Origin of the sequence: Nisaea sp., from assembly GCF_040217065.1 — a bacterium.
GTDB lineage: Bacteria > Pseudomonadota > Alphaproteobacteria > Thalassobaculales > Thalassobaculaceae > Nisaea.
Genome location: NZ_JAVJNX010000004.1, coordinates 358489 through 373096, shown reverse-complemented (window position 1 = coordinate 373096; position 14608 = coordinate 358489). Strand labels below are relative to the sequence as shown.

At 62.3% G+C, this 14608-nt stretch carries 13 protein-coding genes; 7 read left to right on the top strand and 6 right to left on the bottom strand.

Annotated features, from left to right (window positions below; translation table 11 throughout):
• Positions 1-62 precede the first annotated feature (62 nt).
• From RH950_RS03245 to RH950_RS03230, 4 genes are all read right to left on the bottom strand, one after another.
• On the bottom strand, positions 63-1943 hold the full coding sequence (locus tag RH950_RS03245; protein ID WP_350053651.1) for a monovalent cation:proton antiporter-2 (CPA2) family protein: 1881 nt from the start codon (positions 1941-1943) through the stop codon (positions 63-65).
• Positions 1943-2563 (bottom strand): NAD(P)H-dependent oxidoreductase, encoded by a 621-nt coding sequence (locus RH950_RS03240; protein ID WP_350053649.1) that lies wholly within the window; start codon positions 2561-2563, stop codon positions 1943-1945. Before RH950_RS03240 ends, RH950_RS03245 begins: the two co-directional genes overlap by 1 nt.
• 98 nt (positions 2564-2661) lie before the next feature.
• Positions 2662-3825, bottom strand: coding sequence for a M20 family metallopeptidase (locus RH950_RS03235; RefSeq protein ID WP_350053647.1), 1164 nt, complete (start codon positions 3823-3825; stop codon positions 2662-2664).
• Between the two features lie 29 nt (positions 3826-3854).
• Positions 3855-4616: an SDR family NAD(P)-dependent oxidoreductase gene (locus RH950_RS03230; RefSeq protein WP_350053645.1), complete on the bottom strand. Its 762-nt coding sequence runs from the start codon at positions 4614-4616 to the stop codon at positions 3855-3857.
• Positions 4617-4882: 266 nt separating this feature from the next.
• Here RH950_RS03230 and RH950_RS03225 point away from each other — a divergent pair, with 266 nt between their 5' ends.
• The 4 genes from RH950_RS03225 (at position 4883) to RH950_RS03210 (ending at position 10451) form a co-directional block, all read left to right on the top strand.
• Complete coding sequence (locus RH950_RS03225) at positions 4883-7189, top strand: PAS domain-containing sensor histidine kinase (RefSeq protein ID WP_350053643.1); 2307 nt, start codon at positions 4883-4885, stop codon at positions 7187-7189.
• Positions 7182-8765: a DUF3369 domain-containing protein gene (locus RH950_RS03220; RefSeq protein ID WP_350053642.1), complete on the top strand. Its 1584-nt coding sequence runs from the start codon at positions 7182-7184 to the stop codon at positions 8763-8765. Before RH950_RS03225 ends, RH950_RS03220 begins: the two co-directional genes overlap by 8 nt.
• A gap of 120 nt (positions 8766-8885) precedes the next feature.
• Complete coding sequence (locus RH950_RS03215; protein ID WP_350053641.1) at positions 8886-9719, top strand: sugar phosphate isomerase/epimerase family protein; 834 nt, start codon at positions 8886-8888, stop codon at positions 9717-9719.
• A gap of 75 nt (positions 9720-9794) precedes the next feature.
• Complete coding sequence (locus tag RH950_RS03210) at positions 9795-10451, top strand: carbonic anhydrase (protein WP_350053639.1); 657 nt, start codon at positions 9795-9797, stop codon at positions 10449-10451.
• On the opposite strand, the gene RH950_RS03205 is transcribed toward RH950_RS03210, so the two are convergent.
• The gene (locus tag RH950_RS03205; protein WP_350053637.1) at positions 10448-11392 is read right to left on the bottom strand and encodes a methyltransferase domain-containing protein; all 945 of its coding nucleotides are present in this window, start codon (positions 11390-11392) and stop codon (positions 10448-10450) included. The genes RH950_RS03210 and RH950_RS03205 overlap by 4 nt on opposite strands.
• Positions 11393-11498: 106 nt before the next feature.
• Here RH950_RS03205 and RH950_RS03200 point away from each other — a divergent pair, with 106 nt between their 5' ends.
• The 3 genes from RH950_RS03200 to RH950_RS03190 all read left to right on the top strand — a co-directional run bounded on the left by RH950_RS03200 (position 11499) and on the right by RH950_RS03190 (position 13476).
• Positions 11499-12212 (top strand): ComF family protein, encoded by a 714-nt coding sequence (locus RH950_RS03200; RefSeq protein WP_350053635.1) that lies wholly within the window; start codon positions 11499-11501, stop codon positions 12210-12212.
• Between the two features lie 114 nt (positions 12213-12326).
• Complete coding sequence (grxC, locus tag RH950_RS03195; RefSeq protein ID WP_350053633.1) at positions 12327-12593, top strand: glutaredoxin 3; 267 nt, start codon at positions 12327-12329, stop codon at positions 12591-12593.
• A 22-nt stretch (positions 12594-12615) separates the two neighbouring features.
• Positions 12616-13476 carry a carbon-nitrogen hydrolase family protein gene (locus RH950_RS03190; protein ID WP_350053631.1) on the top strand — a complete coding sequence of 287 codons (861 nt, stop codon included), beginning with the start codon at positions 12616-12618 and terminating at the stop codon, positions 13474-13476.
• Between the two features lie 9 nt (positions 13477-13485).
• On the opposite strand, the gene RH950_RS03185 is transcribed toward RH950_RS03190, so the two are convergent.
• Positions 13486-14607: an ABC transporter permease gene (locus tag RH950_RS03185; RefSeq protein WP_350053629.1), complete on the bottom strand. Its 1122-nt coding sequence runs from the start codon at positions 14605-14607 to the stop codon at positions 13486-13488.
• Position 14608: the final 1 nt, after the last annotated feature.

Sequence of the window (14608 nt, the reverse complement as noted above, 5' to 3'; positions counted from 1 at the left end):
TCGGTTCTATTTCAATCGATGCAATCTGAAAAGTCCTGGCGATGGAAATTCGTCACAGCAATTCAGCGCTCGGCATCCTCGCCGCGGGGCGGCGTCCATTCCCGGTCGGGCAGGTTCTTGCCGGCGAGACGGTCCGAGCGCATGACCTGCATCAGCTCGTCGAGCCGGGTCCGGACAGCGGTGATGTATTTCTTCCCCATCCCGGCAGCCCAGTGTTCACGCAGGATATCGACCGTCTGCATGTCGTGACGGCGGAAAGCACGGACTTTCTGCTCGGCCCGGAACGGATGCAACCCGAGTTCCTTCAGGGTGTGGCGTCCGAGCGCGAGGGCGCCTTCGAAAACTTCGCGCTCGATCACATGGGCGCCGGCATTTTCCAGCTCGTAGAGATGGTGCCGGTCGAAGGCGCGGGCGACGATCCGGCATTTCGGGAAATGTTCCGAGACATGCCGGACGAGCGCGGTCTGCTGGTCCTGATCGTCGAGCGCCGCAACCAGAACCTCGGCCTCGGCCAGACCGGCAGCCTCGAGCAGATCGGGTCTGGTCGCATCACCGTAATAACTGTGCACGCCGGTCTGCCGCATCCGCTCGACCAGATTGGGGTCGTGGTCGAGGACGACGATCTTGTAGCCCTCGGCCATGAGCAGGCGGGCGATGATCTGGCCGACGCGGCCGACACCGGCAATCACGATTGTGCCCGGCTCCGGGATCTCGTCGGCCTCTCGGCTGACCGAGCTGACGGTCCGCGGCAGGACATAGCGTTCGAACAGGATGAACATCAGCGGTGTCAGCAGCATGGTGACTGCAACGGAGAGGATCAGGATCTCCACCAGACTGCCGGCGAGGGCCCCGCTCGATCCGGCGAATCCGAACAGCACGAAGGCGAATTCGCCCGCCTGCGCCAGCCCGAGACCGAACATCCAGGTATCCTGCCAGGGCAGCCGGAATATGCCCGCCAGTGCGAGCAGGACCAGGGCCTTGACCAGGATGATGCCGAGCGCGATGCCAATGATCAGGAAAAACTCGGAGAACAGCAGCCCGAAATCGATACCCGCGCCGACGGAGATGAAGAAAAGGCCGAGCAGCAGCCCCTTGAACGGTTCGATATCGCTTTCGATGGCATGCCGGTATTCGCTTGTGGAAAGAACGACGCCGGCAAGGAAGGCCCCGAGCGCGGCGGAAACCCCGACAAGATCCATCAGCAGAGACGTGGCGACGACGATCAGCAAAGCCGCTGCGGTGAAGAGTTCCCGCATCTGGGCGGCGGCGATCAGGCGGAAGGCCGGACGGACCAGAAAGCGTCCGGTCAGGATGATGAAGGCAATGGTGGCAACGATGACGAGGGTCTGGAACCAGCCGGGATAGCCGTCGATGAGACTTCCATGGGCGGCCGGGTCGGCGGCATTGGCCGGGACCAAGGCGACCGGATCGCCAACGGCAAGCAGCGGCAGCAGGGCCAGCATGGGGATGACCGCGATATCCTGAAACAACAGGACGGAAAAGGATGACTGCCCGCCCCGGGATCGCATCCAGCCCTTTTCGTTCAGGGTCTGCAGCACGATGGCCGTCGAGGAGAGCGCCAGGGTCATGCCGATGACCAGAGCCGTCTGCCAGACGAACCCGGCGGCCATCGCGGCCGCCGTCAGCGCGGTCGTGGTCAGCAACACCTGGAGCCCGCCGAGACCAAGCAGCTGCCAGCGCATCCGCCAGATCATCTGTGGTTCAAGCTCCAGGCCGATCAGGAACAGCATGATGACCACGCCGAACTCGGCGAAATGCTTCACCGTTTCGGTTTCCGCACCGGCGACGATGCCGAGCACCGGGCCGATGGCGATACCGGCGAAGAGATATCCCAGCACGGAGCCGAGGCCGAGCCGGTGGGACACGGTGACTGCGATCACGGCGGCGAGCAGGTAGATGAAGGCGTCCTGGAAGAACCCCATCAGACGCCAGCCGGTTCTGATGCGATAATCTCGTCGAGGACATCATTCAGGAGCGGCACCGCGGCGGCTTTCTTGAGATCCAGCCTGCCATCGCGCAGTGCGGTCAAAAGACGGCGATAGTCGCTGACGACATCATCGAGGCGCTTCTCCTCCGCGGCATCCTCGGCCGAGAAAACCCCGAACGGAGCGAGATAGTGCATGCCGCAGAATTTCGCGGTCTGCTCGAAGGGAGAGAACATCGTCCGCAGTTCGTTTTCGTACCTTCCCCGTTTCCTGTAGGCTTCGCGGGCCGTGCCGCAGGTGGCGACCTGGAGCAATGATTTTCCGGCCAGCGCGGTGCCGTCCGAGCCATAGGCAAATCCGTGCTCGAACACCAGGTCCTGCCATTCCTTCAGCAGGGCGGGGCTGGAATACCAGTAGACCGGATGCTGGAATATCAGGATGTCCGTCTCCTGCAGGCGCTGCTGCTCCCGGTCGATATCGATGTCGAAGTCCGGATATTCTGCATAGAGATCAGCGAAGGTCACGCCTTCAATGGCACGCGCCGCGGCCATCAGCGCCGTGTTCGCGACGGACCGGTCGGTTCTCGGATGGGCGAAGAGAACCAGAATGCGTGCCATTTTTCATAATCTCCCCCGGACTCAATCCTTCAACAGACATGAGGCCGTACGGCCCGAATGTCCAGACGTCCGGGAGCCGCCAGCCTGAAAGCCAGCAATCAGGCGTTCAGCCGGGATATCGCAAGCGCGACCGCCTTGGCTCGCGGGACCATCGTGTCGAGCCTGCAATATTCGTCGATCGAGTGGGCGCCGCCGCCGACCGGCCCTGTGGAGCACAGGGTCGGGGTGCCGACCTGGGCGGTGAAGCCGCTATCCGCGCTGCCGCCGGAATATTCGCCATCGATGGTCATGCCAAGCTCGGACGCGCCGCTGACATAGATGTCGAAAACGTTCTGGCTATCGCCGGACATGGTGAGCGGCAGAAAGCCGCGCTCCTGAACGACGCGGGTTTCCGTTCCGGGCAGATGGGTGGTGTCGAGAATGGCCTGGATGTCGCGCCAGACCTGCTCGCGCTGCTCCATGGTCTTGAAACGGACGTCCACCTCAGCGGAACAGAGCGGGGCGACGGTGTTGACGGAACTGCCGCCGGAAAGCAGGCCGACATTGACCGTGACGCCGGTTTCGAAATTGGTGAGCGTGTGCAGGGCCTGGATCTTGCGGGCCATTTCCTCGATCGCGCTGACGCCTTTTTCCGGCTGTCCGCCGGAATGGGCGGCGACACCGGTAATCTCGAACTTGAAGAAGGATGCCCCCTTGCGTCCTGTCACCACATTGCCGGACTCGCGGCCGGGTTCGGCGTTGAACACGGCCCGGGCGCCGCGTGCCGTCGCCTCGATCACCGGCCGGCCCGACGGCGATCCGATTTCCTCGTCGCCGGTATAAAGGGCGACCAGCGGGAAGGGGGCGCCGCCGAACTTGTGGAAGGCTTCCATGATGAAGGTGTTCATCACCAGACCGGATTTCATATCCATCACGCCGGGGCCGTAGGCGATATCGCCGTCCCGGGTGAAGGGGCGGTCTGCAACGGTGCCGTCCGGAAAGACGGTGTCCCGGTGGCCCATCAGCACGATATGCCGGTTGGCCCCGCCCGGAGCGGCGGAGATTTCGGCCCGGATGCAGTCTCCGAAGCTCTCGGCGCCGGTGCGTTCCGTCTTGATCCCGGCAGCATTCAGATGGGCTTCGATCTTCGCGCCGACCGCATCGACACCAGCCTTGTTGTAGCTGCCGGATTCCGTGTTCACCAGCTCTTCAAGCAGGTCGGTCATGGCGTCGCGCTGGCCATCCAGCCAGTTCAGAACCTCATCGATGGGTTTGCCGGTCATGTCGTGTCCTCAAGTTTCGGGAAAGGGGATCAGATATTTACGGAGAAGCCGCCATCGACCGGAATGGCCGTGCCGGTGACGAAATCGGAGGCGGCGGCGGAAAGGAACACCGCGACGCCGGCCAGGTCTTCGGGGTCGCCCCAGCGCTCGGCCGGAGTGCGGTTCTGGATGCGATCGTGCAGCCCGTCGACATCGATGCGGGCCTGCCGGGTCAGATCGGTATTGATCCAGCCGGGCAGGATGGCGTTCACCTGAATGTTGTCCGATGCCCAGGCCACGGCCTGCGATTTGGTGAGCTGCACGATGCCGCCCTTGCTGGCGGCATAGGCGGCGCCGTAGCTGGAGCCGAAAATCGACAGCATGGAGCCGATATTGATGATCTTTCCGCCCTTGGCTGACAGCAGCGGATAGGCCGCGTTGCTGCAGATAAAAGCGCTGGTCAGGTTGGTGTCGATCACCGTCCGCCAGTCCTGCAGAGAGAGTTTGTGCGGCACGTTGCGGATGTTGGTGCCGGCATTGTTGATCAGGATGTCGAGGCGACCGAACCGCTCTTTCGCCGCCGCCATGGCAGCGGCGCAGTCCGCTTCGCTGGTCACGTCGGCGGCAAAGGCACTGGCCTTGACGCCCAGCTTTGTCAGTTTCCCTTCGGCGACGTTGTTTTTCTCGGGGTTGCGTCCGATGATCATGATTGACGCACCGGCCCTGGCAAGCCCTTCGGCCATCGCCAGACCGATGCCGCCGTTACCGCCTGTTACCGCGGCGACCTTGCCGCTCAGATCGAAAGCTCCCATCCCATCCCCCTGCCTGGCTTTGTTAAACAGCGCTTCGGGAAGTACTCTGATGGGCGCGGGCAAAAAGCACAATGTCCACTCCGGAAGGAGACCGGTGCGGCGCCGCGAGCCGAGCCATGGGCGGACATCGGATACCCGCTGTGCTGCCATCCGCCCGTCAGGCGTCCCAAGGCCTGTTACGCCAAGCGGGATAATTAACTTTTACTGGATGTTAACCGCAGTCTCGATACCCTGTAGATCTAATTCTTCCAGGAACTGGCAGACAAATGAATTTGCCGAGAGGCTTTGGACGTGGCCGGACTGTATCGGCGTACCTGATCGGTGCCGTGGCCGTTCTCTCGCTGGTACTGGCCGGCATTCTCTGGGTGATTTGGGCCCGGGAAGCGGGCGCGGCAGACTGGGGCTTCGGGCTGGCTGCGGGCGCGACGCTTATGACTGTCCTCGCGGGGGTGGCCGGTTTCTGCCGTTGGGTGGACAAACCAGGCCAGAAGACCGCTTTGGCCGAAGCCGGCTCCGGTTTCAGATTACCGGATCTGGTCGCGCGTCGTCATGCGGAGCGTATCGGACGGATCGGGTCCTGGTACTGGATCCTGGCGACGGATGAGGTTGTCTGGTCGGACGAAGCATTCAGGATACTTGGGCTAAAGAACGGGGAAGTCATTCCGGGATGGTTTGAATTCCTGAAATTTGTGCATCACGAAGATCGCGACGCTGTTCAAGACTGGTTTCGTACGGCGTGGAAAAATGACACGGAGACGACTTGCGAATGCCGGATCCTCAAAGCGGATGGAGCGGTGATATGGGGCGAGGCGCGTTTGGGGCCGCTGTTCGAGGACGGCATCAAGACAGCGGTTTTCGGCACCTTGATGGATGTAACGGACCGGGTCGAACGGCTTAGGGAAATCGAGGCGCTGAATGCCGATCAGGAACGGCTGGTTGAAACTCGAACAGCTGAACTGCAGGACGAAATCGCCGAGCGCAAGCATGCCGAAGACGAGGCCCGGCAGAACGCGGACAGGTTGCGCGAGAGCGAAAAAAATCTTAATCAACTATTGGACATGAGCCCTGTCGGAATCACCATCGTTTCGGAAGAAACGCACGATCGGCTCTATGCAAATGCCGCCATGGCGGAAATGTTCGGAATATCTCGGGAAACCCCGCTGGATGAATGGGGGGCGAGATGGACGTTTGCCGATCCGTCCGGCGCGGAGCTAATGTTCAGGCAGGTGTTTCGGGATGGCGGGCTGTCGAATCTCGAGCTCAGGAGAAAGCGCCCGGACGGTTCGACCTGGTGGTGCCTGCACAATTCGCGGCCGATTGTTTTTGCCGGGCAGCCGGCGGCTATCGTCTGGCATCTTGACATCACGAACCGGAAGAACTTCGAGGCCGAGTTGTCGCGCACGGAAGAACAGCTGCGTTCGACCATAAATAACGCCCCGGCGGGGATCCTGCTGACCGACAAGGAGATGAATATCGTCGTCGCCAATGACGTGCTGCGGGACATCATCAAGGTGCCGGAAGAGATGATGGCTGCGGGGAGAAATTATGCCGACGTTATCCGGTTTCTGGCAAACCGTGGAGATTACGGTCGCAATCCTGACCGTACAGTAGATGAGATTCTTGATGCACTGAAAACGCCGGCCGAGCGGTCCTTGGAATATACCTCACTCGACGGCAAGGTCTTCAATGTCCGGCGCCATCCTGTCGGCGCCGGCGGCGCCGTGACAATTGCAATGGATGTGTCCGAACTGAAGGAGGCGGAGGAGCGTCTGCGTCAGGCTCTGTGGGATCTTGAACTGGCCCAGGACGAGTTGGTTCATTCCGAGAAAATGGCGTCCCTCGGCAGCCTGGTGGCCGGCGTCGCGCACGAGATCAATACCCCGATGGGAACGGCCCTGACCGCGGCGACTCATGTCCGTGAAGAAACGCTGAAGGTCACTGCTGCGCTCAAGAAAAACGAAATCAAGCGCTCGCAGTTCGAGAACTTCCTTTTGACTGCGGATGAAGGCAGCAAGATCATCGAGGTCAACCTGACCCGGGCAGCTCACCTGATCCGCAGTTTCAAACAGGTCGCAGTCGATCAGTCCAGCGAACAGCGGAGACCGTTCAATGTCGACTCGTATCTGCGTGAGACAATTGAAAGCCTGACGCCGCAGCTCAGGTCCTATCCGAAAATCGAACTGGTCCTCGATGCGGATGCCGATGTTGTTATTGACAGCTTTCCGGGTGCTTTCTCCCAAATTCTCTCGAACTTGCTGCTGAATGCGCTCACCCATGCGTTCGGGCAAGAAGGCGAAGGCAAGATCGAGATCAGAACGCTGACCTTCGGCGATCAAGTCAGAATCAGTTTCGCGGATAATGGGCTGGGCATGACGGAAGCTGTCCGCGGGCGGATTTTCGAGCCCTTTTTCACCACCCGCCGCGGCGCCGGAGGCAGCGGACTCGGCCTGCATATCGTGTATAATCTGGTGACGACGAAACTTTCCGGCACCATCCGATGCTTCAGCAATCCCGGTGAGGGAACGCGCTTCGATATAACGCTCCCGATTACGTCGGAGACAGTCGATGACTGACGAAGATGCACTTGTTTTTGCCGACGAGGAGACGGAAGCGCCCGGTTCGTCCCGGGATCTCGCCTTCCAGCCGAAATGGAAGGTGATCATTATCGATGACGATCCCGGCATGCACGATGTCACCAAACTGACCTTGGCGGATTTCGAGTTCGCCGGACGCGGACTGAGCTTCATCAGTTGCTATTCCGGGGCCGAGGCCAGGGACGTTCTGGCGGATCATCAGGATGCGGCATTGATCCTGCTGGATGTGGTCATGGAGACCGAGGATGCCGGGCTTCGGATCGTGCGATATATCCGTGAGGATCTCGACAACTGGCGCTCACGCATCGTCCTGCGGACCGGCCAGCCCGGGCAGGCGCCGGAACGGCAGGTCATCGCGAATTACGACATCAACGACTACAAGGAAAAAACGGATCTGACCGCGACGAAGCTGTTCACCCTGCTGTGCAGTTCGCTCCGGTCCTATCGGGACATCGTCACCATCGAGCGGAACAGGCACGGTCTGGAGCAGGTGATCTCGGCATCGGCCAACGTGTTCGAGCTGAAGTCGATGAACAGGTTTGCCGAGGGCGCCCTCGAACAGCTGACCGCGCTGCTCCATCTCGATCCGAGCGCTGTCTACATGCAGAAGGATGGCGCCGTCAAAGGCGGTCTTGCTGCGACCTATACCGGCAACAAGATGACAATTCTCACCGGCACTGGTGACTTCAGCAGCTATACTGGCCGTGATGCGCAGACAGTCTTGCCGCCGGATATCGCCCGGCGGCTGGACGCTGCCGTGAAGCAGCGGCAAAGCAGTTGTGAGAATGACGATTTTGTCGGCTTTTTCGAGGACAGGGCCGGTGGGGTAAACCTGACCTATATGACCGGTGTCGGCGCGATCAACCCGGTCGATATGCGCTTGCTGGAATTGTTCATACAGAACGTGTCCATCGCTTTCGAGAATGCACAGCTGCACGAGGATGTCGCCAGTACCCAGCGCGAGATTGTCTATATGCTCGGCGACGCGGTGGAAACCCGCTCGGAGGAAACCGGAAACCATGTGAAGCGGGTTGCCGAAATCAGCCGTATTCTTGCTGGCGCATACGGGCTCGATGATGACGAGGTCGAATTGATCAGGCTTGCCTCGCCGTTGCACGATATCGGCAAGATCGGCATTCCGGACGCGATTCTGAACAAGCCGGGCACGCTTGATCCGGAAGAGTGGGAAATCATGAAATCCCACACCGAACTGGGGCATCGCATGCTTGCCGGCTCCAATCGCAAGATTCTCAAGGCCGCGTCCATCATCGCGCTGGAGCATCACGAGAAATGGGACGGAACCGGTTATCCGCATGGCAAGAAGGGCGATGATATTCATATCTACGGCCGGCTGACGGCCGTCGCGGATGTCTTCGACGCCCTTGGCAGTGACCGTTGCTACAAGAAGGCATGGTCGCTGGATCAGATCCTGGTCTTCATGGAAGAACAGCGGGGGCATCACTTCGATCCACAGGGGATCGATCTGTTCAAGGCGCATCTCGAAGAAATCGTCGCGGTCCGCGAGCGCCTTTTGAGACGGCCGGCGGCGGGCTAGAGCCGTCAGCCGGATCCACCGTGCCCCGGTGTCGCGAAAACTTCTTTTTCATGCAGGCCGCGCCGACAGCACACTCCGCTCTCTGCCAGAACGTCATCACCGATACAGGAATTCCGGCCCATGAACGATGTTGTCACAGCACCACTGCCGACCCTTGGCGCGGCCATGCCTGCCCGTATGCTGGAGCGCTACCGTGACTGGCTGATCGACGGCCAGCGCGACCTCGAGATTCAGGATTTTCACACTGCCGAGGTCCTGAACGGCGACTGGAAGCCGCTGGCTGCGGAGATCAGGAAACAGCTGTCGGGCCATGAAGGCAGGCTCGGCATTCACGGCCCTTTCTGGGGCTTTGTCATCGACTCGATGGACCCGGAGATCCGGGAGGTCGTGAAAAAGCGGATGATGCAGGGTCTCGACGCCTGCGAGGAGATCGGCGCGACGCAAATGGTGGTGCACAGCCCTTTCACCACCTGGAGCCACAATAATGTCGATAACAAGCCGGGCAGCCTGGAAGACGCGATCGGGCGGGTGCATGCCACGCTTGACGAAGTGGTGAAGCGGGCCGAGGCGATCGGGGTGACGCTGGTGATCGAGAATATCGAGGATATCGACCCGCGCTGGCGTGTGCGGCTGGCCGAATCCTTCGACAGTGAACGGGTCCGCGTTTCCATCGATACGGGGCACGCGCATTATGCCCACGGCTCGACCGGTGCGCCGCCCGTTGACTATTTCGTCGTTGCCGCCGGCAACATGCTGGAGCATGTGCATCTGCAGGATGCGGACGGTTATGCCGACCGGCACTGGGTGATGGGCGAGGGAACGATCCGCTGGGCCTCTGTTTTCCGGGCGCTCGGGGCGCTGACCTCGAAGCCGCGCCTGATCATTGAGCTGCGCGATACCACGCGCATCCTCGAGGCGGCGGATTATCTGGTGAAGGCGGGCCTGGCGCGCTAAGCGGCGCGCTTTTCCTTTGGCAATCCGGCATCAGCGGCTATATCCATCGCAGGTATCTTTCGAGGGGATGGGGGGATGTCGATGCCGGATTTGTCCAGTCTGCTGCAGCACAATGTAGAGTGGGCCGAAGAAAGACTGCGCGAGGATCCGCATTATTTCGAGCGCCTTTCCGGTTTGCAGACGCCGGACTATCTCTGGATCGGGTGTTCCGACAGCCGGGTGCCGGCGAATGTCATCACCGGGCTTGCTCCCGGCGAAGTGTTCGTGCACCGCAATGTCGCGAACCTGGTGCATCCCGGTGATCTGAACCTCCTGTCCGTGCTGGAATTCGCCATTGGCGTGCTGCACGTCAAGCATGTCATCGTCTGCGGCCATTACGGCTGCGGCGGCGTCCATGCGGCGGTGGACGGCAATGCGCATGGCATCGTCGATCACTGGCTGCAGCCGATCCGCGACGTTGCCGAGCGCTACGAGGATGAGCTTCACAGCTGCTCCGGAGACGATGCCCGGCACAACAGGCTGTGCGAGCTGAATGTCAGGGCACAAGTGCAGACACTCGCGCGCACGCCGATCGTCGGGGCGACCTGGGAAGCCGGCACGCCGTTGCATCTGCACGGCTGGGCCTACGGTCTCGGCGATGGCCGGATCCGGGATCTGAAATGTACCGTCAGCGGCCCCGAAGGGCTGATTTCCCGAAAGGTGGCGCAGAGCGGAACGGATCGCGACGCCTAGGGTGTCTTGCGTCCGGGAGCTGCGATTTCTCCGGTTGGCAGCTCCGTCGCCCCTAGCGCATCGGACAGCCGGTGCGCGGCGCTGCCGGGCCTGAGGGGCTTCTGCTGGGAGGCATGCGGCGCCCAGCCGGTCAGGTAGATGATCTGGAAACTGGCGACAATCCGGCCGTCGGGCGTGCCGTGCCGCTGCTGGTAGATCTCGGCGGCACGCAGGAAAACGCTCTTCGGGGTGGCGCTCTTCCGCCGCCCCGCCACCGCATTTCCCTCGCCCATGCCGCGCAACTCCCGCATCAGCAGGAAAGCGTTCTCGTAGGTCACGGTCAGCAGGTCGCTGTCGACCACGGGCAGCGCGAATCCCGCCCGTTGCATCAGGCCCGCCGCATCCTGCAGTTCGGCAAAGGGCGAGACCCGGGGACCGGCACCGCCGAGCACCTCGCTCTCGGCCTCCGTCAATACCGCGCGCAATTCATGCAGGGTTTCGCCACCGAGCATGGCGCCGAGAAACAGCCCGTCCGGCTTCAGGCAGAGCCGGGCCTGCACCAGCGCGCCCGGCAGATCATTCACCCAATGCAATGACAGGGCGCTGACAACGGCATCGAAACTGGCCGGCGCGAAGGGCAGGACTTCTTCTTCGGCGGCGAGGGCGGGACCGTACGCCGCCGCTTGTGATGCGAACCGTTCCGACGGATCCATCCCGACGATCCACTCGACACCGAGGCGCGGGTCCAGGCTGTCGCGCAGCACACCGCTGTGGCAGCCGAGATCGAGCAGGCGCGGGAACCGGCGCTGGATGTCGCCCATGCGATCCGCCACCCGCTCCGAAATCTCCCGCTTCAGGAAATCATGGGCGGCGAAGCCCGCGGCGGCGCGGTTCCGGTTGCGGCGGACCTGCCGGCGGTCGAAGACGAGCATCTGATCGGTCATGGTGCCGATATAGTCCATCGCGGGCGCCGGGGAAATGCTTCTGACCCTCCCATGACCCGAAAGTCTGGCCGGACAGGCGGAGGCGCGCGGCGGTGGCATGATCGGACAACTCGGAAGGCCGGCCTTGCAACTGGGGCAGAGGCTGTTCGATCTGGTGCTGCCGCCGCGCTGCAAGAAATGCGGCGCGCTGGTGGTCGAGGATGACGGGCTCTGCGCGGACTGCTGGTCGGGCCTGACCTTTCTCGGCCCGCCCTGGTGTGCCTGTTGCGGGCGGCCCTTCGATTACGATGTCGGCGAGGACGTCCTGTGCGGCGCATGTCTGGCGGAGCCGCCTTTATTCGACGCCGCCCGGGCGGCGCTGGCCTATGACGATGCCAGCCGGGAGATGATCCTGCGGTTCAAGCATGGCGGGGACGAGACCCTGTCCCGCCTGTTTGCCCGCTGGATGGTGCTCGCCGGGGCAGATCTTTTCACCGGGCCGGCCGTGCTCATGCCCGTTCCGCTGCATCCCTGGCGCAGGATCAGGCGGCGGTTCAACCAGTCGGCCTTGCTCGCCGGGGAGATCGCGCGACTGACCGGACTGCCGGTCGATCCGTTGTCTCTCGTCAGGGTCAAGCGGACGCAGAGCCAGGGCGGGCTCGGCAGGACGGCGCGGGCGCTGAATGTGCGCGGGGCCTTCGCGGTCCGCCCCGACCGGCGCGCGCGGATTGCGGGACAACGCGTTCTTCTGGTGGATGATGTATGGACGTCCGGCGCCACAGCGGAGGCCTGTATCAGATCCTTGCACAGGGCCGATGCGGCCCGCGTCAGCTTCCTGACCTTGGCACGTGTGCTGTAATCGAAGTGAGGTTGCACTGCATGCTGCCGCTTGCGCCTGCTCGCGCGAAATGCTGGATTGAGAAGCGCAGCGCGGCTATCTCGATGCTGTGAGCTTTCAGAAGGAGACCGCCCGATGGCCGAGGTCGAAATCTATACGACCATGTTTTGCCCGTTCTGCGTCCGCGCCAAGAAATTGCTGGAATCGAAGGACGTGCCATTCACGGAGATCGATGTCAGCACCAGCAGTTCCAAACGCGCCGAGATGAGCAAAAAGGCGGACGGGCGCTATACCGTGCCGCAGATTTTCATCGACGGTATCGGGATCGGCGGCTCGGACGAATTGGCGGCGCTGGAAGCGAGTGGTAAGCTCGACGAAATGTTGCAGGCGAAAGCCTCCTAACCGTCCGTGCAGGGGACCTCTCATGTCGAAATTCACCGTAGCGTGCGTGCAGACCAACTCGAAGCCGGATCCGGCGGTGAATATCGCCGAGGTCTCGCCGATGATCCGGGAGGCGAAGGCCGCCGGGGCGGATTTCATCACCACGCCGGAAATCGTCGGCATGTTCGAGCCGGACAAGCCGGCGGCGCGGGCCAAGGCGAAGGTCGAGGAAGAGCATGAAGTGCTCATCGCCTTCCGCGGGCTCGCCGCCGAACTTGGTGTCTGGCTGCATGCGGGCTCGCTCTCGGTCAAGCTGACGGATGACGAGCGTCTGGCGAACCGCAGCTTCCTGATCGCGCCGGATGGCAGCATTGCCGCGCGCTATACCAAGATTCACATGTTCGACGTCCAGGTCGGCGACGGCCAGACCTATCGGGAGTCGGCCTCCTACAAGCCGGGCGAGGAAGGCGTGCTCGCCGAAACGCCCTGGGGCACGTTCGGGCTGACCATCTGCTACGATATCCGCTTCCCCTATCTCTATCGCTCCCTCGCCCAGGCGGGCGCCAAGGTGCTGTTCGCCCCGGCCGCCTTCACCAAGGTGACAGGCGAGGCGCACTGGCACGTGCTGCAGCGGGCCCGGGCGATTGAGAACGGGTGCTTCGTGATTTCCGCCGCCCAGTGCGGCACCCACTCGAAGGGGCGCCAGACCTACGGCCACTCGATCATCGTCGCGCCCTGGGGCGAGGTGCTGGCCGATGGCGGCGAGGCGCCGGGAATCATTACGGCGGAGATCGATCTCGCCAAGGTCGACGAGGCGCGCGGCAAGGTGCCGTCCCTGACCCACGATCGCGAGTTCGCGGGGCCGAACCTCTATGACGCGGCGCTGCGCCAGGCCGGAGAGTAAGCAGCCGCCCTAGCGCGTGCCCATCGCGATGCGGAAGCGCGACAGGGCCATCATGAAAAAGAGACAGCCGATCACGAACATGATGGCCAGTTCCGGCCAGATCACGGTGATTGGCGCGTCCCGGTAGATCACGGCCTGCGAGAACCGCACGAAATGCGTCGCGGGGGACAGCTGCATGATCCATTGCAGGGTCTTCGGCATACTCTCCAGCGGAGTCTGGCTTCCCGACAGCAGGTGCAGCACGACAATCACCGGGATTGAAAGCAAGGCAAACTGGGGCATTGACCGGGTAAAGGTCGACAACATGACGCCCAGTGCCGTGACCGAGAACAGGAATACCGAGGCGCCGAGAGCGAACAGGGGGATTGAGCCCGTCAGCGGCACGCCAAGACCCCGATGCACGACGAGCTCCAGCGAGAGCAGCGCGGCGGTCACTATGACGAGACCGTTCGCCCAGATTTTCGAGATCATGATCTCGACCGCCGTCACAGGCATGACCAGCAGGTGCTCGATCGTGCCATGCTCCCGTTCGCGGATCACGGCGGCGCCGGACAGGATGACGGCCATGACGATGATGTTGTTCACCACCTCCATCACGGCATTGAACCAGACGGCTTCAAGGTTCGGGTTGTACTTGACCCGGATCTGCAGTGCCGCTGCCGCCCCTGCATCCGGTTCCGCCCGGCTCATGAAGCGGGCGACCTCCTGGTTGACAATCGACGAGATGTAACCGGCGCCGTTCCCCGCGATTGTCATGGCGGTCGCATCGACATTGAGCTGGACTGCCGGAAGGCGCCCCCGCTGAACATCCATCTCGAAGTTCGCCGGGATATCGAGCACGAACGTGTAGCTGCCGCTGTCCAGCACCTTGTCCACGTCTGCGATGCCGATGATGGCCGGAGGCTTGAAATAGGGCGGCAGGAAAGCCCCCCTGAGCCGGTGCGAAAGCACACTGTCATCCTCGTCGACGATGGCGATTGCCGCATCCCGGAGCTCGGTCTCCACGCCGTCCGCGACCGTGTAGACGCTGACGCTGAAGGTATAGATGATCAGTCCCATCAGCACCGGGTCACGGGCCAGGCTGTAGATCTCCTTGATGCCGAGACGGAGGATGATCAGCAGGGCGCGCATG